This window comes from Pseudohalocynthiibacter sp. F2068, from assembly GCF_023015645.1.
Taxonomy (GTDB): Bacteria; Pseudomonadota; Alphaproteobacteria; order Rhodobacterales; family Rhodobacteraceae; genus Pseudohalocynthiibacter; species Pseudohalocynthiibacter aestuariivivens.
Genome location: NZ_JALKAK010000001.1, coordinates 414,787 through 435,579 on the forward strand (window position 1 = coordinate 414,787; position 20,793 = coordinate 435,579).

23 protein-coding genes are annotated in these 20,793 nt (G+C 52.3%); 8 read left to right on the top strand and 15 right to left on the bottom strand.

The window, feature by feature from the left end; genetic code table 11:
* Positions 1-2 precede the first annotated feature (2 nt).
* Positions 3-1,328, top strand: coding sequence for an aspartate aminotransferase family protein (locus MWU63_RS02015; protein WP_213887829.1), 1,326 nt, complete (start codon positions 3-5; stop codon positions 1,326-1,328).
* Between the two features lie 7 nt (positions 1,329-1,335).
* Here the strand turns inward: MWU63_RS02015 and MWU63_RS02020 are convergent, their stop codons facing one another.
* From MWU63_RS02020 to MWU63_RS02060, 9 genes are all read right to left on the bottom strand, one after another.
* Positions 1,336-2,556 carry a cysteine desulfurase gene (locus tag MWU63_RS02020; RefSeq protein ID WP_213887828.1) on the bottom strand — a complete coding sequence of 407 codons (1,221 nt, stop codon included), beginning with the start codon at positions 2,554-2,556 and terminating at the stop codon, positions 1,336-1,338.
* A 2-nt stretch (positions 2,557-2,558) separates the two neighbouring features.
* Positions 2,559-3,155: a hypothetical protein gene (locus MWU63_RS02025; protein ID WP_213887827.1), complete on the bottom strand. Its 597-nt coding sequence runs from the start codon at positions 3,153-3,155 to the stop codon at positions 2,559-2,561.
* Between the two features lie 46 nt (positions 3,156-3,201).
* Positions 3,202-3,705, bottom strand: coding sequence for a YIP1 family protein (locus tag MWU63_RS02030; RefSeq protein WP_213887826.1), 504 nt, complete (start codon positions 3,703-3,705; stop codon positions 3,202-3,204).
* Between the two features lie 10 nt (positions 3,706-3,715).
* Positions 3,716-5,005: a Fe-S cluster assembly protein SufD gene (sufD, locus tag MWU63_RS02035; protein ID WP_213887825.1), complete on the bottom strand. Its 1,290-nt coding sequence runs from the start codon at positions 5,003-5,005 to the stop codon at positions 3,716-3,718.
* Complete coding sequence (gene sufC, locus MWU63_RS02040) at positions 5,005-5,760, bottom strand: Fe-S cluster assembly ATPase SufC (RefSeq protein ID WP_213887824.1); 756 nt, start codon at positions 5,758-5,760, stop codon at positions 5,005-5,007. The genes sufD and sufC overlap by 1 nt, the downstream gene beginning before the upstream one ends.
* 309 nt (positions 5,761-6,069) lie before the next feature.
* Positions 6,070-6,489: a hypothetical protein gene (locus MWU63_RS02045; protein WP_247076805.1), complete on the bottom strand. Its 420-nt coding sequence runs from the start codon at positions 6,487-6,489 to the stop codon at positions 6,070-6,072.
* Positions 6,490-6,540: 51 nt separating this feature from the next.
* Entirely contained in the window at positions 6,541-8,064 is a 1,524-nt protein-coding gene (sufB, locus tag MWU63_RS02050) for a Fe-S cluster assembly protein SufB (RefSeq protein ID WP_213887822.1), read from the bottom strand.
* Positions 8,065-8,110: 46 nt separating this feature from the next.
* Complete coding sequence (locus MWU63_RS02055) at positions 8,111-9,154, bottom strand: cysteine desulfurase family protein (RefSeq protein ID WP_213887821.1); 1,044 nt, start codon at positions 9,152-9,154, stop codon at positions 8,111-8,113.
* Positions 9,151-9,612, bottom strand: coding sequence for an Rrf2 family transcriptional regulator (locus tag MWU63_RS02060; protein WP_247076808.1), 462 nt, complete (start codon positions 9,610-9,612; stop codon positions 9,151-9,153). The genes MWU63_RS02055 and MWU63_RS02060 overlap by 4 nt, the downstream gene beginning before the upstream one ends.
* A 158-nt stretch (positions 9,613-9,770) precedes the next feature.
* Between MWU63_RS02060 and MWU63_RS02065 the strand changes: the two genes are divergently transcribed.
* From MWU63_RS02065 to MWU63_RS02080, 4 genes are all read left to right on the top strand, one after another.
* Entirely contained in the window at positions 9,771-10,424 is a 654-nt protein-coding gene (locus tag MWU63_RS02065) for an alpha/beta hydrolase (protein WP_213887819.1), read from the top strand.
* A 26-nt stretch (positions 10,425-10,450) separates the two neighbouring features.
* Positions 10,451-10,675, top strand: coding sequence for a hypothetical protein (locus MWU63_RS02070; protein ID WP_213887818.1), 225 nt, complete (start codon positions 10,451-10,453; stop codon positions 10,673-10,675).
* Positions 10,672-11,259: an HD domain-containing protein gene (locus MWU63_RS02075; RefSeq protein ID WP_247076810.1), complete on the top strand. Its 588-nt coding sequence runs from the start codon at positions 10,672-10,674 to the stop codon at positions 11,257-11,259. The genes MWU63_RS02070 and MWU63_RS02075 overlap by 4 nt, the downstream gene beginning before the upstream one ends.
* 108 nt (positions 11,260-11,367) lie before the next feature.
* Positions 11,368-12,582 carry an NADP-dependent isocitrate dehydrogenase gene (locus MWU63_RS02080; protein WP_213887816.1) on the top strand — a complete coding sequence of 405 codons (1,215 nt, stop codon included), beginning with the start codon at positions 11,368-11,370 and terminating at the stop codon, positions 12,580-12,582.
* A gap of 166 nt (positions 12,583-12,748) precedes the next feature.
* Here MWU63_RS02080 and MWU63_RS02085 read toward each other — a convergent pair whose 3' ends face one another.
* Positions 12,749-12,955, bottom strand: coding sequence for a DUF6356 family protein (locus MWU63_RS02085; RefSeq protein ID WP_213887815.1), 207 nt, complete (start codon positions 12,953-12,955; stop codon positions 12,749-12,751).
* A 118-nt stretch (positions 12,956-13,073) separates the two neighbouring features.
* On the opposite strand from MWU63_RS02085, the gene MWU63_RS02090 reads away from it, so the two are divergent.
* From MWU63_RS02090 to typA, 3 genes are all read left to right on the top strand, one after another.
* Complete coding sequence (locus tag MWU63_RS02090) at positions 13,074-13,532, top strand: Lrp/AsnC family transcriptional regulator (RefSeq protein ID WP_213887814.1); 459 nt, start codon at positions 13,074-13,076, stop codon at positions 13,530-13,532.
* A gap of 18 nt (positions 13,533-13,550) precedes the next feature.
* Entirely contained in the window at positions 13,551-13,886 is a 336-nt protein-coding gene (locus MWU63_RS02095) for an SMR family transporter (protein ID WP_213887813.1), read from the top strand.
* Between the two features lie 101 nt (positions 13,887-13,987).
* Positions 13,988-15,808, top strand: a complete 1,821-nt coding sequence (gene typA, locus MWU63_RS02100; protein ID WP_213887812.1) for a translational GTPase TypA — start codon at positions 13,988-13,990, stop codon at positions 15,806-15,808.
* Between the two features lie 57 nt (positions 15,809-15,865).
* Here typA and MWU63_RS02105 read toward each other — a convergent pair whose 3' ends face one another.
* The 5 genes from MWU63_RS02105 to alaS form a co-directional block, all read right to left on the bottom strand.
* On the bottom strand, positions 15,866-16,387 hold the full coding sequence (locus tag MWU63_RS02105; protein WP_213887811.1) for a peptide-methionine (R)-S-oxide reductase: 522 nt from the start codon (positions 16,385-16,387) through the stop codon (positions 15,866-15,868).
* A gap of 295 nt (positions 16,388-16,682) precedes the next feature.
* A complete protein-coding gene (locus tag MWU63_RS02110) occupies positions 16,683-17,075 on the bottom strand; it encodes a DUF1348 family protein (RefSeq protein WP_213887810.1) in 393 nt (130 codons plus the stop codon).
* Between the two features lie 176 nt (positions 17,076-17,251).
* The gene (locus MWU63_RS02115) at positions 17,252-17,737 is read right to left on the bottom strand and encodes an MOSC domain-containing protein (protein ID WP_213887809.1); all 486 of its coding nucleotides are present in this window, start codon (positions 17,735-17,737) and stop codon (positions 17,252-17,254) included.
* A 26-nt stretch (positions 17,738-17,763) separates the two neighbouring features.
* Positions 17,764-18,048, bottom strand: a complete 285-nt coding sequence (locus MWU63_RS02120) for a DUF1330 domain-containing protein (protein WP_213887808.1) — start codon at positions 18,046-18,048, stop codon at positions 17,764-17,766.
* A gap of 1 nt (position 18,049) precedes the next feature.
* Positions 18,050-20,707, bottom strand: a complete 2,658-nt coding sequence (alaS, locus tag MWU63_RS02125; protein WP_247076812.1) for an alanine--tRNA ligase — start codon at positions 20,705-20,707, stop codon at positions 18,050-18,052.
* Between the last annotated feature and the right edge of the window lie 86 nt (positions 20,708-20,793).

Consider the following 20,793-nt stretch of genomic DNA (forward strand, 5'->3'; position numbering starts at 1 on the left):
CGATGAACGATGAAACCCACCTGAACATAGACTGGTCAACCGAAGCAACGGCGGCCCGGCGCGACACCTACTACGCGGCCTCACAGCAAAAATTTGTACCTTTCAAAGACCCTATCGTCTTTAAGAAAGGGTCGATGCAATACCTTTGGGATGCCGAAGGAAATAAGTACACTGACCTTCTGGGCATGAATGTCTGCATTTCGGTGGGCCATTCGCATCCACGCGTCGTGTCGGCTGCGATGGAACAGGCGCAGGAACTGACTCATTGCACGACGATGTTTCATCATCCCGTTCCCGCTCATTTTGCCGAGGAATTTGCTGCAACAATGCCAAAAGGAAAAGATGACAACATCGAATGGGTGGTGCATTTCACCAATTCAGGTTCCGAAGCAGTTGATCTCGCGATGGCAGTTGCGCGCACCTTTACGGGAAATCTTGACCTACTTGCGCTCCGCTCCGGATATCATGGGCCAACGTCGGGTGCACAGTCGATCACCGGAATCGCAAATTTCCGCCATCCTGGCATGTCAGGCAACGTTGCCTTTGTGCCTGAACCAAACCAGTACCGGGGCATCTTTGGCAAAGGTGCCGATCCTTATCTGGATGAAATCGATCAGACCATCAGAGCGGCAACGACAGGCCGTGTTGCCGGAATATTCGTTGAATCCGTGCAGGGATATGGCGGTATCATCGAAATGCCCAAAGGATACATGTCAGGTGCGGCAGAACGCGTGCGGGCCGCTGGCGGCCTGTACATAGCGGATGAGGTGCAATCAGGGTTTGGCCGCACCGGCGACAACATGTGGGGCTTTGAGGCCGACGGCGTGATCCCCGATATCGTGGTCATGGCCAAGGGCATTGGCAATGGCTTCCCGCTTGGGGCCGTTGTTACGCAGAAACACATCGCAGCGCCGATGGCTGAAAAATTCATGTTCCACACCTATGGGGCCAATCCAACCTGTTGTGCCGCTGGCCGGGCCGTATTGGCCGTAATTCGCGACGAAAAACTACAACCTAATGCAAAGAACGTCGGGAACGCCTTGCTGGCACGTCTTAAAGACCTGCAAGACAAGCACAAGGCGATTGGCGATGTGCGCGGTCGGGGCCTGATGCTCGCCATTGAAATGGTGAAGGACCGGAAAACTAAAGAGCCGGACCCAGAGACGACGGCTGCCGTATTTGAAAACTGCCGCGAATCCGGGCTTATCCTGTCAAAATCCGGCCAGTATCAATCCGTGCTGCGGATGGTGCCGCCGCTTTGCCTGTCGATGGACGACGTCGACACGGTTGCAAACGGGTTAGACCGGGCCTTTAGTGCGCTTCGCTAGGAGTGGTTCAACCCAAGAGATCGTGGCATAGTTCCAGCGCGTCGACCAATACGTCGACTTCTTCCTTGGTATTATACAAACCGAATGACGCACGCGCTGTCGCCGGAACACCAAGGTGTTCCATCAGCGGTTGGGCACAGTGATGCCCTGCCCGCACAGCGATTCCTTTTTTGTCCAGCACAGTTGAAATATCATGAGCGTGGGCCGTGCCATCCAGCGTGAAGGAAAAGATTGCTCCTTTGCCTGCGGATTTTCCCTGAACGCTTAGCCAGTTCAGCCCATCAAGGCGCGAACGCGCATAGTCTCGGAGCGTGCGTTCATGCGCGGCAACATCCTCCATCCCGAGGTTCATCATGTATTCAAGTGCGGCACCAAACCCGATTGTCTGAACGATACCGGGTGTTCCTGCCTCAAACATCATCGGTGGGTCGTTATAGCTGACAGCATCCTTGCTGACCTCGCGGATCATATCACCGCCTCCCATGAAGGGGCGCATTTCAGCCATTCGTTCCTTACGGATGTAGATTGCGCCTGACCCTGATGGACCGTAGAGTTTATGCCCCGTAATCGCATAGAAATCGCACCCGATATCCTGAACGTTTACGGGTGAATGAACAGAGGCTTGAGAGCCGTCAACTAGAACCGGCACGCCTTTTGCCCGCGCACCTTCGCAAATCGATTTAACGTCAACAATTGTACCCAGCACGTTTGACATATGCGTCACAGCAACCAGCTTGGTCTTTGGTCCGATCGCATCCAGAATTTTTTGCGGATCAAGATCACCGTTCGCATCAACATCGACCCACTTCAGCACCACACCCTGACGTTCACGCAGAAAATGCCAGGGTACGATGTTGGCATGGTGCTCCATCACGCTCAGAACAATTTCGTCACCCGCTTCCATACGGGGCATAGCCCAGCCGTATGCGACGGTATTGATCCCCTCGGTCGTACCGGAGTTCAGTACAATCTCCCGCTCATCACCCGCATTCAGAAAGCGTGCGATGGTTCCGCGGACGGCCTCATATTGTTCCGTCATCAGATTGGACAGAAAATGCAGCCCGCGATGCACGTTGGAATAGTTTTCAGCGTAACTTTGTGTGATTGCGTCAATAACCACCTGCGGTTTTTGGGCAGACGCACCGTTATCTAAATAGACCAACGGCTTACCGTTCACCTGACGTGACAGTATCGGAAAATCACGGCGAATAGAGGCAACATCATACATGTTTACGTACCGATCACTGGGCTCACGCCCATCAGGTTAAGGATAACGATGATCGGTATCGCGGCGATCAGCGCGGACAAAAGAACAAGCCCAAGTGTTTTTCCGAGAGACATTCCGCCATGCGCTTCGGCGACAAAATTAAGCATCAGCCAGAACAGATAAAAATAAGTCGCATAGAGCACCATCTGCCCAACCCCCGGGCTGATCAAATAGGCGACAATGCCCGCCACCATCAGAACGATTTCAAAAACGCGCAACCAGATATCTGCCAGCAGGATATCAAAAAAATTGCCCGTGCCACCAAAGGCATTTCCGAGACGCGCGATAACGAAATCAATTAAAATCCGCACAACAAGTGTAAAGAAAACAAGAATAAATGGGCTGGGCAGGACAAGTGGGTTACCTTGCAAATCCGTGACAACAGGCGTCACCATCTCGTGTACGTAATTCAGCAAGGTCGCAACGATAACGCTTATTCCAAGCGCTAACCACAGAGTTTGCCGATTTAGCCCAAGCAACAAAACCCGGCGCATCCCGTCTTTGGGACGTTTAAGCGACAGGCGCAGGGAATCCAGCAGTTCAGTTGTAATTGGGGTCATGTCGCTCTCACTACGTGCTGGTTTACTTTGTTGTTACTCATCATATTCAGCGGTTGGCGTCTCTGGGTGCAAGTCCGCGTGCAACACCAATTGCGACCGTTGTAAAGAACAAAAACCCAAGTCCGGCCATCAGGTTCATCAACTGAAGTTGCATACCAGCCCCGACAAGACCCTCTGTTAACCCTCGCAAAAGCATCAGAGGAGTCGTTACAAGAAGAGCCCAAAATAATGCAAGTCGCACGCGCACCCCGGAGAGCCCGGTTCCTGCAAGTCGCAGTATCAGCCACAAAAGCGCAGACAGCGCATAAAGCACAATTGGCGCAAGGAGGACCGCACCCAGAAAGGACCCATAAGCAAGGCTCGCCAGATTACCGTTCTCCGGAGCCAGATGTGCACTGCGTTGCAACCCTGGAAGCGTCGCAACAAACAGAATAATGCAGGCGCTGATGAGGTAGCCAAGAGCAAGGGGTTCATCATCCCCCTCAATCCGGCGCTCTGCCACAAGACGCGGACGCACATAAGACCGGAAGATATCACGAGTGACAGACATCTTGCTTCCCTTACCCGCGTCGCCTTACAAGCCAGCCCTCAAGTCGAGCTGTCAGATCTTCAGAAATCTCTTCGTTTTCAATTTCGTCAATTGCTTCTGCAAGAAAGGCTTTTACCAAAAGGTCCTGGGCTTCTGTTTCCGGAACACCACGCGATTTAAGATAAAACAAGGCTTCTTCGTCAATCGCACCAGTTGTTGACCCGTGCGAACACGCAACATCATCAGCATAGATTTCGAGCTCTGGTTTAGCTAGAAACTGGCTGTCGCCATCTAAAAGCAAAGCTTGGCTGATCTGATAACCGTCTGTTTTCTGAGCCCCTGCTTTCACAAGAATTTTGCCCTGGAAAACGCCTGTCGCGCCATTTCGCAGCACTTTCTTAAAGACCTGCCTGCTTTCGCAATTTACGGCGTCATGTGTGATGAAAATCGTATCGTCATGGTGAAAATCACCATCCCCCAATGCAGCGCCTGCAACATGGGCAACGGAATCGTCACCTATCATTTCAAGGACAACTTCGTTTCGGGTTAGAACGCCGTTGGCCGTGAGGGTGAAAGATTTAAACGTGCTTTCCGCCCCAAGCCGCCCAAACAAATGGGTGACTGCGCGACGTTCATGATCTCTGCCCTGCGCACGAACATGATGGAAGGCAGCGCCGTCACAAACTTCAACTTCCATAACCTTATTGAAGCGCGCTGCGGCTGGACCATTCTCTAGCACGGTCAGTTCAGCACCGGGTTCAACCTTGATTACGTGATGCAACAATACGTCTGAATCATCTGATCCATGGTTATAAATCAAAGAAATCGGTCTGGCGGCCTTCTTCGTCACATGAATAATGAGGCCATCAGTTGCAAAGGCAGTGTTCATTGCCGCAAGCGGGCGCTGAACGGGGGTCTGACCGTTTGTCTCTAGCTTCCCATAAAGCTCTTTCGCCCAGTGAATATCGCTTTCAGCTGCGTGTTCCAGTCGTTCGATCTTTACACCGGCCATAGCCAGATCATCTGATGCCTCGGGGTCAAAAACGCCGTCAACAAAAACAATCTTCAGCCGATCGATCGCATCAAATACTGGCGGTTCATCCTTCGGATCGAAGACCGCTGCGCGGGGGACTTCGGATGAAGTCAGCGTGTCTGGACGCGTGAACTTCCAGTACTCGTCACGACGCGTGGGCAAACCCATATCCTGCAACCGAGCGAGCGCAGATTTGCGCGCTGCTGTCGCCCAACTCCCACCTTCCGGCAGGGAACAACCTTCCAGCCTTGCCGTCGTTGCATCTTCTTTTGTCTGGCGCAGCGCCATCACGCAACCTCCGCCAAAATATCAGCGTACCCATTGTGTTCAACTTCCAGCGCCAATTCAGGCCCGCCGGTTTTCACAATGCGGCCATCTGCCATGATGTGGACGACATCAGGTTTAATATGATCCAGAAGCCTTTGATAATGCGTGATAACCAGAAACGAACGCCCCTCGTCACGCAGGGCATTCACACCTTCTGCCACAAGTTTCATTGCATCAACATCAAGACCTGAATCGGTTTCATCGAGAATGCACATTTTAGGCTCAAGCATCGCCATTTGCAGAATTTCATTGCGCTTCTTTTCGCCGCCCGAAAACCCGACGTTCACGGGCCGCTTCAGCATGTCCGCGTCGATCTTTAAGGTCTTGGCTTTTGCCCGGATAAACTTCAGAAAATCTGCCGCACTCATCTCTTCTTCACCGCGCGCCTTGCGTTGGGCATTCACCGCGGTCCTTAGGAACGTCATGTTCCCAACGCCCGGAATTTCCACGGGATATTGAAAAGCAAGAAACAGGCCAGCCGCGGCGCGTTCTTCAGGCTCCATTTCCAGTATGTCTTCACCGTTTAGCGTAACGGTGCCCTCAGTCACTTCGTAACCGTCACGTCCTGACAGAACATAAGAGGTCGTTGATTTTCCAGACCCATTCGGTCCCATAATAGCGTGCACTTCACCCGCACCAATCGACAAGGAAACGCCTTTAAGGATGACCTTGTCTTCCTCTTCAAGTTTGACGTGCAGATTATTGATTTCTAACATTTTAAACTCTTCTTCACCATCTGCGCCAAGCGACGCTTTGCTTTAACTTTTGTGGCCGCGAGGGCCGATCATTCCGTTCCAGAAAGGGTCTTATCGAACATTCGCAGCCTTACTTGCGCCCTTCAAGAACGGTTTGGGCAAACAGGCTGCCCAGAAAACCAGATGTCCCAGCCCCTAACAGAAGCGCTGTTACAGTCATTGTCGGAAGTACGATGTTCAGTAAAAATCGCAAAAACCGTACAAAACCCACCTGTGAGCAATGCTGCAATAATCGAAATCCTTTTGCCATTTTCCAACAACCGTATCACCTTACAATACCGTGGGCATTAGCCCGGAAACCGCAGCAACGGCGGTTCCGAACAAGAACCCCAGCATCATCCTTCTCAATCCTGTTCGACCTGTCATAAGTGTCAAAGCAAGAATTCCAAGAACGAGGGCAACCACAACCGATAACAATCCAAACCCTGCAGTTCCCGCCAGAACGTTAATCATCTCGGGAGACTGCTCCCGTTCCGCCATAATCAGATCGTAGTTCGCGTTGGCAAAATTCACGCAACTGATCGCAATGAACCCCCACAACGCGCCCAAAAAAGCCCAGCCAATATTCATTAGTGAAAATGCCGGGTTTTCTTCGATGTTCTGAGCGACCAAAACAGGTTCAGAAACAGGCGAACCTACATTATTCTTGTGTTCTATCCTTCGAAGACGGTCCTGAAATGATTCAGACAAGGGATTTACCCTCGCTTCTAGAACCGTTCTGACAACTCAACACCCTAGCCATTAGCCCACTGAACCTTCTAAGGAAATCGCGACAAGCGCTTGGGCTTCAAGCGCGAATTCCATCGGCAAGGCCTGTAGAACGTCTTTGACAAAACCGTTTACAACAAGCGCCACGGCCTCTTCTTCGTCCATTCCGCGCTGGCGGCAGTAAAACAGCTGTTCATCATCAACTTTGGACGTCGTTGCCTCGTGTTCAACCCGACTGCTGTTGTTCCTTACTTCGATATAAGGAACGGTATGCGCACCGCATTTGTCACCAATCAGCAGAGAGTCACATTGCGTGTAGTTCCGGCTGTCCTTTGCCTTGGGGTGCATCGAAACCAGCCCGCGGTAGGTGTTCTGCGCCTTCCCGGCACTGATCCCTTTTGAAACGATCCTGGATTTTGTCTTCTTTCCAAGGTGGATCATTTTGGTGCCGGTATCGGCCTGCTGCATATTGTTGGCGATCGCGATAGAGTAAAACTCTCCTTGGCTTTCGTTGCCACGGAGGATGCAGGAAGGATACTTCCATGTCACGGCAGACCCGGTTTCAACCTGTGTCCACATCACTTTGGACCGGTCCCCGCGACAATCCGCGCGTTTGGTGACAAAGTTGTAGATGCCGCCAACGCCGTTTTCGTCACCGGGGTACCAGTTTTGAACGGTGGAGTATTTAACTTCGGCGTCTTCTTCGATGATGATTTCAACCACGGCGGCATGAAGCTGTGCGACATCGCGTTTCGGTGCTGTGCAGCCTTCCAGGTAACTCACGTAGCTGCCTTTATCAGCAATGATCAGGGTACGTTCAAATTGCCCTGTGTTTTCCGCGTTAATGCGGAAATATGTACTCAGCTCCATCGGGCAACGAACGCCCGGCGGCACATAAACGAATGAACCATCTGAAAACACTGCAGAATTCAGTGTGGCATAGAAGTTGTCAGATGCCGGAACCACCGTTCCAAGGTACTTTTTAACCAGTTCCGGGTGCTCGCGGATTGCCTCTGAAATCGAACAAAAGATGACACCGGCTTTTTTCAGTTCTTCCTGAAACGTTGTTCCAACGGAAACGGAATCAAACACCGCATCGACAGCAACTTTGCGCCCCTCGGCCGGGGCACCCTCAGCCCCTTCCACACCCGCCAAAATCATCTGTTCTTTCAGTGGTATTCCCAGCTTCGCATAAGTTGCGAGCAGCTTGGGATCTACATCGTCAAGAGATTTTGGCTTCACTTCCATACTTTTCGGGCGGGCGTAGTAGTAGATATCCTGAAAGTCGATTGTCGGATAGCTGACCATTGCCCACGTCGGTTCTTCCATCTGTTCCCAACGGGCAAAGGCAGACAAACGCCACTCCGTCATCCATTCCGGTTCTTCATTTTTACCAGAGATCAAACGAACGATATCGGTGTTCACGCCTTTTGGCGCGTATTCCATTTCGATATCTGTTTCCCAGCCGTACTTATACTTTCCGGACAAAGATTGCACCGCTTCTACAGTTTCCTGATCGACGCCTTCTTTTACGTCTACATCCTCAAAGACAGCCATAATCTTACCCGTTCTCTTTAACTTTCATAGGCTTAACGCCCGATCCTCAAGCAGCGCGTGCGCGGAATTTCTGGTAATGCGCCGCCCATGTATCTGCAAAGCGCAATACGTCATCCTCGCTGGTCGTTGGCCCAAGGGACACCCGGATCGCTGATCCTGCAGTTTCCTTGTCATAGCCCATCGCCAACAGCACTGGGCTTGCCTTGACCTTACCGGATGAACAGGCCGACCCCGCCGAAACGGCAAAGCCTGCAAGGTCCATCTGCATCACCTGTGTCTCACTTTTCCATCCCGGAACAGCGAAGCAAGAGGTGTTTGGAAGTCGTTTCGCGCCTTTCCCGACAAAAATAGTACATTTTACAGATTCTGCCAGTTCTTTTTCTAGAATGTTTCTAAGTTTCTCGACCCGATCCCACATTCCATCGGCCAAATCGCGCGTTGCAGCTTCGGCTGCGGCACCAAATCCAGCGATCCCAATCAGGTTTTCGGTACCGGACCGACGCCCCATTTCCTGACCGCCACCTTTAATTTGTGATGGTAAATCAACGCCCTGCCGCAGCACAACAGCCCCAACACCCTTTGGGCCACCCAGTTTATGCGCAGAGACAAGTGCCATTTCGGCCCCGCACCAACTGAAGGCAAACGGAAGTTTGCCGAAAATCTGGGTCGCGTCTGTGACTGCGAGCCCCTCAGGTAGTTCCTGCAGAATTCCGGTTTCGCTGTTCGCCGCCTGAAGCGTCGATGACACAGGATCTGTCACCTCGACCGCCCCGTCCGCACTGACGTTCAGGGTGGGGTTAATCCAGCTTGCAACGGCGTCATGTTCAACGAGCGCTCCGTTCAGGTTACGACCGGCAAGCGCAAGCGCGGCGCCTTCCGTTGAACCAGAGGTAAAGACAATATCCGCCCCCAAAGCACCGAAAGCTTCGGCGACCTGCGCGCGCGCACGCTCAACAATCGCTTTTGCGGCGCGGCCTTCTGCGTGCACGGACGACGGATTGCCGAACACATCCATCGCCGCAATCATGGCTGCGCGTGCTTCGGGGCGAAGCGGCGTTGTCGCGTTCCAATCCAAATAAGTGCGGGTCAACTTTCATCAACCACTTCAAACAAATTTGGTACCGCAGGACATGGCGTAAGGTCGTTCTTCACAACATCAGAAAGACGGGTCTGATGCAAAAATACATAGACATGCGCTGACAACCCTTCCCAAAGCCGGTTGGTAAGCGATTGCGCCCTTGAACCAGACACAGCGCCCGATGCCCCCGCCCCCGTGTGCATCGCCGAAACGGTTTCATCAACTGCGGTCAAAACATCCACAACTCTTATTTCCGAGGGTGCGTGCGCAAGCCTGTACCCACCACCCGGCCCGCGGACCGATTCTACCAGATCTGCACGGCGCAGCTTTACGAACAATTGCTCCAGATAGGGCAGCGACACGTCCTGGCGTTTGGATATTTCGGCAAGCGAAACCAGTGATCCTTTGGGCTGAAGTGCCAGATCAGCGAGCGCAACCATTGCATATCGGCCTTTTGTGCTGAGTTTCATTGGTCTTTCCCTGCAAAAACATTGACGTGCGGCTGTTGTGGCCTTAACTCCGTAACAGCCATCCGGCATACCCGTCGGAATTTAGAATTGTTCTAATGTAGTCGAGTGATTTCGTCAAGAATACCGCCTGCTTAGCAAAAAGAGAGACAAGGACAGCAATGCCCGAGGTTATATTCCCGGGGCCGGAAGGCCGCCTTGAAGGACGCTACCACCCGCAAAAAGAAAAAGACGCACCAATTGCGATCATTTTGCATCCGCACCCGCAGTTTGGTGGCACGATGAACAATCGCGTCGTCTATAATCTGCACTACACCTTCTACAATATGGGGTTCACCGTTTTGCGGTTTAACTTCCGGGGTGTCGGCAGGTCACAGGGCGAGTATGACCAAGGTATTGGCGAATTGTCAGATGCGGCGTCTGCGCTCGACTATCTGCAATCGATGAACCAGAACTCAAAGCACTGCTGGGTTGCCGGATTTAGCTTTGGTGCCTGGATTGGCATGCAGTTGCTGATGCGCCGGCCAGAGATCACCGGATTTATTTCGGTTTCCCCGCCCGCAAACATGTATGACTTCAGCTTTCTCGCACCCTGCCCGGCGTCTGGTCTGATTATCAACGGCACCAACGACCGGGTTGCACCGCCGCAGGATACGCACACGCTTGTTGAAAAACTACACGAGCAAAAAGGCATCACGGTTACCCATCAGGAAATCGAAGGGTCCGGACATTTCTTTGAAGACCCTCATATGGACACGATGCTTAGCTCGGTTGATGCCTATGTCCGGCGCCGGCTGACCGAAACAACACGCTAACTTACAAAGCCAGGGGTTTTATAACGATGGGCATTGTAGAAGATCTTGCAGATGAGCTCGCAGTAGATGCGCTTGCAACCTCTGAACGTCTGGAAAACGAAAAAATCATTCTTGAGGTTTCAGAAATACTGGGCGCAAGTTCGACCACTGCTCAAGAAGCTTATTTGACGGCAATTCGTGTGCGCCGCGCAGAAGCAAGAGCGCGTAAATATCTTGAAGAATGCCGAACGAAAGCCGCAAAAGCGCAATGACAACGCGCCTGACGCAGCAGTTCGCCTTTCTTCAGGAAATTGACAAACTCAAGGGTATTCTTCGCGCGACAGCTATTAACGACGGCTCCCGCCCGGAAAATTCTGGCGAACACAGTTGGCACATTGCCATGTATGCGATGGTTCTGGCCGATCAAGCGGGCTCTGAAGTCGAAATCACCCGTGTTATCAAAATGCTGCTGATCCACGATATCGTCGAAATCGACGCCGGTGATGCGCCGATACATTCGCAGTTCGATACTGCCGATCAAGACGCAAAAGAACAGCGAGCGGCTGATCGGATTTTCAACTTGTTGCCCGAAGATCAGTCAAAGGAGTTTCGCGCGCTTTGGGATGAGTTTGAAGCTGCAATCACCCCTGACGCAATTTTCGGCAAAGCGATTGATCGTGTTCAGCCGCTTCTGCTTAATCTTGCGAATGATGGGAGCAGTTGGAAGCAATACGACGTTAGGCTTGCGCAAATTGATAGCCGTATAGGCGAAAAGGTTAACAAGGGCGCACCCTGGGTCTGGGCCTATATACGCGAGAAGATCAAGCCATGGTTCGCTGCGCGCGGTCTTGACTAGAACCGGCTTGCGACATTTACGTATACAATCGTATACCGTCTTCCCTTGCTGAAGAATTTAGCGTAGAAGACGCGGGAATTTGATTCACTTAGCAAAGAGGCCAACCCCATGACCAAGATCAAGGTGGAGAATCCCGTCGTCGAACTCGACGGAGACGAAATGACCCGCATCATCTGGGATTTTATCAAAAAGAAACTGATCCTTCCTTATCTGGATTTAGATCTGCTCTATTACGATCTCGGCATGGAAGTGCGCGATGAAACGAACGACCAGATCACCATCGACGCCGCCGAAAAAATCAAAGAAGTCGGTGTTGGTGTAAAATGTGCAACCATCACACCGGATGAAGCGCGCGTTGAAGAATTTGGTCTGAAACAGATGTGGCGCAGCCCCAACGGAACCATCCGCAACATCCTTGGTGGTGTTGTGTTCCGCGCACCAATTATCTGTTCCAATGTCCCGCGGCTTGTTCCCGGCTGGACCCAACCGATTGTTATCGGTCGCCACGCCTTTGGTGACCAGTATAAAGCAACAGATTTCCTGATGCCCGGCCCCGGAAAGCTTACAATGAAATTTGTTGGCGAAGACGGAACAGTGATCGAGAAAGAAGTGTATGACGCGCCATCCTCTGGTGTGGCTATGGGTATGTACAATCTTGATAGCTCTATTATCGATTTCGCTCGCGCCTCTATGAACTACGGCCTGAAGCTTGGCTGGCCAGTTTACCTGTCGACGAAGAACACGATCCTGAAGGCCTATGACGGCCGCTTTAAGGACCTTTTCCAGAAAGTCTTTGACGAAGAGTTCGCTGGCAAATTCGAAAAAGCAGGCATCACTTATGAGCATCGCCTGATCGATGACATGGTCGCCGCTGCAATGAAGTGGTCCGGTGGCTTTGTTTGGGCCTGTAAAAACTACGATGGCGACGTTCAGTCAGACACAGTTGCGCAGGGCTTTGGCTCGCTTGGCCTGATGACCAGCCAGTTGATGACCCCGGATGGAAAGGTTGTTGAGGCAGAGGCCGCCCACGGCACCGTGACCCGCCACTACCGTCAGCACCAAAAGGGCGAGGCAACGTCAACAAACTCCATAGCATCGATCTATGCTTGGACAGGTGGCCTGAAGCACCGTGCTAAACTGGATAGCAATGACCAGTTGATGCGGTTTGCTGAAACGCTGGAAAAAGTCGTTGTTGATACCGTTGAAAGCGGCTTCATGACCAAAGACCTTGCTCTGCTTGTTGGACCAAACCAGAAATGGCTGACAACCGAAGGCTTCCTGGAAAAAGTTGATGAAAACCTGAATGCCGCTTTAGCGGGTTAATATTTCATTCGAGAGACAAAGAAAGGGCGGGGTGCGTATGCGACCCGCCCTTTCCCGTATCCATGCATAAATTCTGCTTTGATTCCATATTGATGTGAGTGGTGGCAATCAAAACAATCAGCCGGATACTCCCCCTCCCAGAGTCGTCTCTAATGGTGCAGGGTTGTTACTTTCCGCGATTGTGCGTGCGCGCATATATTTCAGCGACCATCCGGCTTGCGGTTTTTTCGAACATGCATGGAATAACCGCATGCACCATCGCCGCAAAGCCAGCAGCAAGAAGTCTCAGTGAAAAGCCCGACGCAAATCGCGCATGCTCGAGGTAAGTTTCTTCTACGCTTCGCGGATGCTCTAGAAAAACTTTGGTAATCATTTCAATTCCCTTCTTGGTCCTGTTCAAACCGAGATTAAAACAAACCGGTTGTGAATTTTTCCCATCTTTCTACGGTTTCTGCTTTTTTAGGTGAAATTTTCCCAATATGATTCACCTTATGGCTATCATTGATGAAACAGACCGCAAAATATTAAAAGAATTGCAACGTGACGCCTCTTTGGGGCTCGAGTCGCTCGGGGAAAAGGTGCATCTTTCGCGAAACGCCTGTTGGCGCCGGATCAAAGCGCTGGAAGATTCCGGTGTTATTCGGGGCCGCGTCGCGTTGCTTGAACCAGGCAAGGTCGGGCTTGGTTTGACCGTCTTCATGTTTATCCGAACCAGTTCTCACGATGCGAACTGGCTGACCAAATTCGCACGTGCGACAAGTGATATGCCGGAAGTTTTAAGCGCGTACCGCATGACAGGTGATCTGGACTATCTGATCCGCGCCCGCGTCAGCGACGTCGCCGGATATGACCAACTTTATCAGAGATTGATAAACAAGATTGATATGTCGGACGTTTCTGCAAGTTTTGTCATGGAAGAATTAAAAGAAACGACTGAACTGCCCTTGTAAGCAACGAAAGAGACAACAATGCCAATTCATTATGTTTATCTGATACTTGCAGTCATGGCCGAAACGATTGGAACAACAGCCCTTCAGGCAAGCCATCAGTTTTCCCGGCTCATTCCATCAATCATTGTTGTTGTTGGCTACGGTATTTCCTTTTACCTGCTGGCGCTGACTCTCAAATCTATGCCAGTCGGCATTGTTTATGCGATATGGTCGGCCCTTGGCATCGTCTTTATCGCAGCAATCGGTTTTCTGGCGTTTGGCCAGAAACTCGATTTTGCCGCTATTCTGGGGATCGGCTTTATACTGCTTGGTATTCTGGTCATTCACCTCTTTTCGAATTCTGCGACACATTAAACGCTATATTCTGGCGCAATCGCCGGGATTTGTGCTTTAGGGCTGGTCTTTTCTGCGCCTGCACGGTACGCCGCGCGCGAACAGGACAAGGCTACCTTCCAATGGAACTTCGCAATATCGCCATCATCGCGCACGTTGACCATGGCAAAACCACGCTTGTAGATGAGCTGCTGAAACAGTCAGGCACCTACCGTGAAAACCAGGCGACCACGGAACGCGCAATGGACAGCAATGATCTGGAGCGTGAGCGCGGTATTACCATCCTTGCGAAGGCAACGTCCGTTGAATGGAAAGGCACCCGGATCAACATCGTGGATACCCCTGGCCACGCCGACTTTGGTGGCGAAGTTGAGCGTATTCTTTCGATGGTTGACGGTGTTGTATTGCTGGTCGATGCGGCCGAAGGCCCAATGCCCCAAACCAAATTCGTCACGTCCAAGGCGCTTGCGCTGGGGCTGCGGCCGATTGTTGTTCTTAACAAAGTAGACAAACCCGATGCCGAACCTGATCGCGCATTGGACGAATGTTTTGATCTGTTCGCCAACCTTGGTGCAGACGACAACCAGCTTGATTTCCCGGCGATGTATGCATCGGGTCGGTCTGGCTGGGCGGACATGGAGCTGGACGGTCCACGCAAAGATTTGAGCGCGCTTTTTGATCTGGTGATAGAGCACGTCCCGCCTCCCGCGCAGGTTGCCCGTCGGGACGAACCGTTCAGGATGTTAGCAACAACACTGGGCGCCGATCCCTTTATTGGGCGAATTCTGACAGGACGTGTTGAATCCGGCACCTTGAAGGCAGGCGAAAGTATCAAATCGCTGACGCGCGACGGCGAACTTATTGAAAATTTCCGTGTCTCAAAAATTCTGGCCTTTCGCGGTTTGGGCCAACAGGCAATCGATTTGGCCGAAGCCGGCGACATCGTAACAATTGCTGGCATGTCCAAAGCAACGGTTGCAGATTCTCTGGTGGCCCCATCGGTCAACACAGCGCTACCCGCCCAACCGATTGACCCACCCACAATTTCCGTGACATTCGGCATCAACGACAGCCCGCTGGCGGGACGTGAAGGTAAAAAAGTGCAGAGCCGCGTCATCCGCGAGCGTCTGATGAAGGAAGCCGAGTCTAACGTGGCAATTCATGTGACAGACACCCCCGGCGGTGACGCCTTCGAAGTGGCGGGCCGTGGTGAGTTGCAGATGGGAGTTCTTATCGAAAACATGCGGCGCGAAGGATTCGAGCTTTCGATCTCTCGCCCACAGGTTTTGTTCAGAGAAGAAGATGGTCAAAGGCTAGAGCCCATCGAAGAAGTCACAATTGACGTCGATGATGAGTATTCCGGCGCTGTGATTGAAAAAATAACCGGTGTGCGCAAAGGTGAACTTGCTGAGATGAAACCTGCGGGCGCTGGCAAGACGCGGATCATTGCACATGTCCCGTCCCGCGGGCTTATTGGCTATCACGGCGAATTTCTGACAGACACACGCGGAACCGGCGTTTTGAACCGGGTGTTCCATGAATGGGCCCCTCACAAGGGTGCAATTCCGGGTCGGCGCGCAGGTGTTTTGATTTCGATGGAAAATGGTGTGTCCGTCGCCTATGCGCTATTCAACCTTGAAGATCGCGGTAAAATGTTCATTGGCGCGCAGGAAACCATTTATCAGGGAATGATCATTGGCGAGCATTCGCGCGAGAATGATCTGGAAGTGAACCCCCTTAAAGGTAAAAAGCTGACAAACGTTCGTGCTTCGGGCACGGACGAGGCAGTACGCCTCACCACACCTGTGCGTTATTCTCTGGAAGAGGCGATTGCCTATATCGACAACGACGAACTCGTCGAAGTCACGCCAAACGCTATCCGGATGCGCAAACGCTACCTCGACCCACACGAACGCAAACGCCAATCCCGCGCAGCGGGCTAGGGTCGACGTAAAGCGTCGGAAGACTGCTATAAGTCCGAAGAGTTCGTGATCGTATGCTCAGGCTTGCGCGAAACGAAGAGACGCACCATTGATGCAGTGAAGCAATTGGTCTCGAACATTTACGATATGGCCAAGGTGGCTGCCGCATCTGCGGCAGTGCGCTTCTATCATGGCATCTTGGGACATTGCGCTCGTATCATAAGAGGGATTGTCATCAATGCTGGTCAGGACAGCATTGGGACGCGAGTGTTTAAAGAAAACCCAACCGAGATCAAGAACCACTTTCCAGGATGATTCATAGAGCGTCAGGCCACAACCTTTGCATTTATAGGTACCTCGAGGCATTCGGCGGCTATACTGGCTGCTGTTTGGGTTCTCGGTTCCGCCGCGTCGCAGGATTCTGAATTCTGATCTGCTAAGCAGCGCGCGCCATTCCGCCCGGGTGCGGGTGACTTCGTAGGTAAATCCTCCGGAAGCTGATGAAGCCGTTGCCAATGAAGGTCCAGACGCTGGTACGAGAGCAACAGCGGAAATCGCGCTCGCTTTCAAAAACGTCCGCCGCTTAATAAGATTGCTCATAGTTTTCTTCCTTTTCAAAAATAATCAATTTTCTTGATCTTTGCTTTCCATCCTTAAGACCGTACTTTCAGCAGCCTACATGGAAAAGATGCACTCACCCCCTGATTAGTTACATAGTGCACATATAAATGTGGTGCATCAATTCGTGATTTTGATCTGCGGTTGTGGCCAAGTTTACGGCAGGGCAAGCCCCAAAAATTAAAACCAGCTTGGCTAACGACCGCTACGGGCCCAACATGGCCCTGTATAGCGATGGCTCTTTTCTAAGTAGTTTCCGGAACGCCGCTAGCACGAGTTATCCAGCAATTTGCCGATTGTAATCTTCAACATCATACCAGCCGAGGGATTTTGTAACTTGCAGGTTATCGTCCAAGTCCCATTCTTCCCATCCACCAAAGCGGACCAGGTTTCCGGTTTCTACGTGACGACCTTCGAAGGTCCAAGCATAGACAATGTGATGGTCTGCAGCCAAAACGGTATCGCAGGTGAGCTTTAAATCCGGAAACTCCGACATGAATCCGCTTGCCATCTCCGTTATTTCGGCTCGCGAAGTCATTGGGTCGCTGCGGTTCATGGCAAAACTAGTTTGTGCTGAATATCTTTGTGCAACCTTACCTGCTGAAGATGAGCTCCAGGCCGCACAATGCGCATCTGCCAGCTTTCTCGCGTCTTCAAGAGAAGGGAACATGTCACACTCCAATCCATAGTCTAGCTTGAATTTTTGTCATTCCAGCATGGAATTATTTTCCAAAATAAGTCAAATGATGAACTTGCCGTTCTAATCTAGTGAAAAATCTCGTTTGCCAGCTTTGTCCGGAAAAAGGTATTCGCGACATTTGGATTTAATAGGGGCAAAGCTTGGTCTTAGGTTTTCAAGTTTGTTTTTTCGGCTCGATCCACGGAAACCGGTTTCACAAGATCTCCAACTTGTATCTGGCCTTCGGTCAAAACCTCGGCTGTCCAGCCACCATGTCCGCGCATTGCATTGTAACCTCCTGTCCCAAGTTCTGTCTCCATCCGCGAACAGGGGGCGCAGGGTCCGGTGATCTGTAAAATAGTCGTTCCAATCTCAATCGTTGCGCCGCGAAGTGCAGACAAGTTGATACCGCTTACCACGAGGTTCCTTCGCAACCTTTCCGGGGTTACTTCGGTCGCGCCAGAGAGGGCAGCGATAACCGGCAAATGCTCTGCCTGAATAAGGGTAACAGCGCGTTTCCCCGGGCTTGGGTGGCGATCACCAACCAAACCAGAAAACGTTACTTCTGCGGTGCCTGCTGCAGTCATGGCTTCGCGGCGGGCGGGACGCAGCCCGATCCAATCCAAACGGCCAGCAGCCGCATGGATCGTCATCAACTGACGCAGTGGGGAAAGGCTGCTCAAACTTCTTCTACGATGACCAGATCCCGTTCTGCTGCGCCCCGCGCATGACTGAGCGCCTCTTGGTACTGCGGCGAATTATAACAAGCTTCGGCATCTTCAAGGCTCGGGAAACGCGCTACAACATTACGTGCGCGGTCATTTCCCTCTAGCTGCTTGTAACGTCCCGCACGGGCCAGAAACACGCCACCATGTGCAGTAATCGCACCTGTCGCGAGAGCAGCGTATTTTCCGTAAGATTCTTCGTCGGTGACATGCACATTTGCGATCCAGAGTGCGCCCATTTTAGTTCTCCAATATCTGTTCAGCTGCTTTTATAGCAGCGTCTGCTTGTCCGAAATCTGAACCACCGCCCTGTGCCATGTCAGGCCGGCCGCCTCCGCCTTTGCCACCAAGTGCGGCGACAGCGGCTTTCACGATATCAACTGCGGACACCGTGCTGGTCAGATCATCTGTGACACCCGCCGCGACTGCAACCTTTCCACCGGTATCGGCAATCAAAAGTACGGCACCTGACCCGATCCGGGCTTTGTGGTCGTCAATCAATGGGGGTAGGTCCTTGCCGCTTACACCACTTAACGTTTGCGCCAGAAACGCAACGCCGCCTACGTCACGGGTTTCCGGCGCAACGTCCGCCCCCCCTGACATCGCAAGTTCGCGGCGCAATTGGGCAACTTCGTTTTGCAGGGCTTTGCGTTCGTCCATCAATGCTTTGACACGGTCACCCACCTCAGCGGGTTGTGCCTTTAACATCAGGGAAACTTCAGAAAGCAGTTTTTCCTGCTCAGAAAGGTGGCGCAGCGCGGCCTCTCCGGTCAGCGCCTCAATCCGGCGCACCCCGGCGGAAGATGCTGAATCACCAAGCAGTGCAAACACGCCGATATCCCCGGTTTGGCGGACATGTGTGCCACCGCAAAGTTCAATCGAATAGGTTTCGCCATTAGTCCCTTTCTCGGACTTCGCATCGTGACCCATCGAAACAACCCGCACCTCGTCACCGTATTTTTCGCCAAACAGCGCTTGCGCCCCAAGGGCGCGCGCGTCATCCGGCGTCATGATACGGGTTTCGACCTTGGTGTTTTGACGGATGTAGGCATTCACGTCTTCTTCAACTTTTGACAGTTGTCCTGATGTCAACGCCTTGGCGTGGCTGAAATCGAACCGCAGCCGATCTTCTGCATTCAAAGACCCGCGCTGAGACACATGGTTCCCCAGCGTTTCGCGCAGAGCTTCGTGCAGCAGGTGGGTTGCCGAATGGTTCGCACGTATCGCGGAGCGGCGATCATGATCAACAACAAGTTCGGCGCCTGTACCCGTGACCAAAGTGCCCTCTGTCACCTCGGCGAAATGAATAAAGACTCCTGCGGTTTTACGTGTGTCGATTATTTTCGCTTTGCCGGTATCAGATTTCAAAAAGCCCTGGTCGCCAACCTGACCACCGCTTTCCCCATAAAACGGTGTCTGGTTCACGACAACCTGAATGCTGGCGCCTTTCGCGGATTCTTCGACGCTCTTACCGTCCTTTATAAGCGCTAGAATCTGGCCTTCGGCAACCTCGGTCTCGTATCCTAGGAATTCCGTAACCCCATGCTTATCTGCGAGGTCATACCAGATGGTGGCATCCGCCGCTTCACCAGAGCCGGTCCAGGCCGCACGTGCCTTTGCTTTCTGGGCTTCCATAGCAATGGTGAACCCATCAGTGTCAACCGCCCTGCCCTTTTCGCGCAACGCATCCTGCGTCAGATCGAGCGGAAAACCATAGGTGTCATAGAGTTTGAAAGCGGATTCACCGGGCAACGCTGCATCATCGGGCAGCTTTTCCAATTCGTCGTCAAGCAAACGCAAACCGCGGTCCAGCGTCTGCCGGAACCGGGTTTCTTCATTTTTCAGTGTTTCTTCTATCAAAACCTGTGCGCGTCCAAGCTCTGGGAACGCAGCACCCATTTGCGTCACAAGCGCTGGCACCAAGCGGTGCATCACTGGGTCTTTCGACCCCAGCAAATGCGCATGGCGCATCGCGCGGCGCATGATACGACGCAACACATACCCACGGCCTTCGTTGCTGGGCATTACACCATCGGCAATTAGAAAAGACGTCGATCGCAGGTGATCTGCGATAACCCGGTGGTGGACATTTTTATCACCATAGGGGTCCTGGCTTGTTGCGTGGGCAGACGCTTCGATCAACGCCTTAAACAAGTCCGTGTCATAGTTGTCATGACTGCCCTGAAGCAATGCGCCTATACGTTCCAGCCCCATGCCGGTATCGATTGACGGTTTTGGCAGGTCTTCACGGTGGCCATCTTCAAATTGCTCATACTGCATGAAAACGAGGTTCCAGATTTCGATGAACCTGTCGCCGTCCTCTTCTGCACTACCCGGAGGACCGCCCCAGATGTGATCGCCGTGATCAAAGAAAATCTCTGTGCAGGGGCCGCAGGGGCCGGTTGGTCCCATCGACCAGAAGTTGTCATTTGTCGCAATGCGGATAATGCGCTCGTCCGGAAGACCCGCATGCTTTTTCCAGATATTCGCAGCCTCGTCATCCGTGTGATATACGGTGACCAGCAGTTTATCCTTGTCGATGCCAAACTCTTTTGTGATCAGATCCCATGCAAATGGGATAGCGTCTGCCTTGAAGTAATCGCCAAAGCTGAAGTTCCCCAACATTTCAAAAAATGTGTGATGGCGCGCCGTGTAGCCAACATTATCGAGGTCGTTGTGCTTTCCGCCAGCCCGCACGCATTTTTGACTTGTGGCGGCGCGTGTAAAGTCACGATGTTCAACGCCCGTAAACACGTTCTTGAACTGCACCATGCCAGAGTTCGTGAACATCAATGTGGGGTCATTGCGCGGCACCAAAGGAGAGCTGTCGACCACAGCGTGCCCATTGGATTTGAAATAGTCTAAGAAGGTCGAGCGGATATCATTCAGGCTCGGCATTATCGTGGCTCACTTGCGCTAAATTCTAAGTCCCGCCCGGTTTAGCCCCACAGGCAAACGCTGTCCACAGCAAGTAAAAAGGGCCA